We start from the raw sequence: 581 nt of genomic DNA, 5'->3' as shown, positions 1-581 counted from the left end.
TCAGGGAGAACTCATCTCGGGGCAAGTTTCGTGCTTAGATGCTTTCAGCACTTATCTCTTCCGCATTTAGCTACCGGGCAGTGCCATTGGCATGACAACCCGAACACCAGTGATGCGTCCACTCCGGTCCTCTCGTACTAGGAGCAGCCCCCCTCAATTCTCCAGCGCCCACGGCAGATAGGGACCGAACTGTCTCACGACGTTCTAAACCCAGCTCGCGTACCACTTTAAATGGCGAACAGCCATACCCTTGGGACCTACTTCAGCCCCAGGATGTGATGAGCCGACATCGAGGTGCCAAACACCGCCGTCGATATGAACTCTTGGGCGGTATCAGCCTGTTATCCCCGGAGTACCTTTTATCCGTTGAGCGATGGCCCTTCCATTCAGAACCACCGGATCACTATGACCTGCTTTCGCACCTGCTCGAGCCGTCACTCTCGCAGTCAAGCTAGCTTATGCCATTGCACTAACCTCCTGATGTCCGACCAGGATTAGCTAACCTTCGTGCTCCTCCGTTACTCTTTGGGAGGAGACCGCCCCAGTCAAACTACCCACCAGACACTGTCCGCAACCCGGAT

Annotated in this window: 1 rRNA gene; it reads right to left on the bottom strand. The window is 55.2% G+C overall.

Annotation, left to right across the window (positions count from 1 at the left end):
- Positions 1-581, bottom strand: a 23S ribosomal RNA gene (locus ACTJJI_RS26210); the annotation flags it as partial.

The sequence above is a fragment of the Enterobacter sp. 22466 genome, assembly GCF_052044775.1.
In the GTDB taxonomy this organism is placed as follows: domain Bacteria; phylum Pseudomonadota; class Gammaproteobacteria; order Enterobacterales; family Enterobacteriaceae; genus Enterobacter; species Enterobacter dissolvens.
Note: the sequence above shows the minus strand (reverse complement) of the source record. Positions and strands in the feature narration are given on the sequence as shown.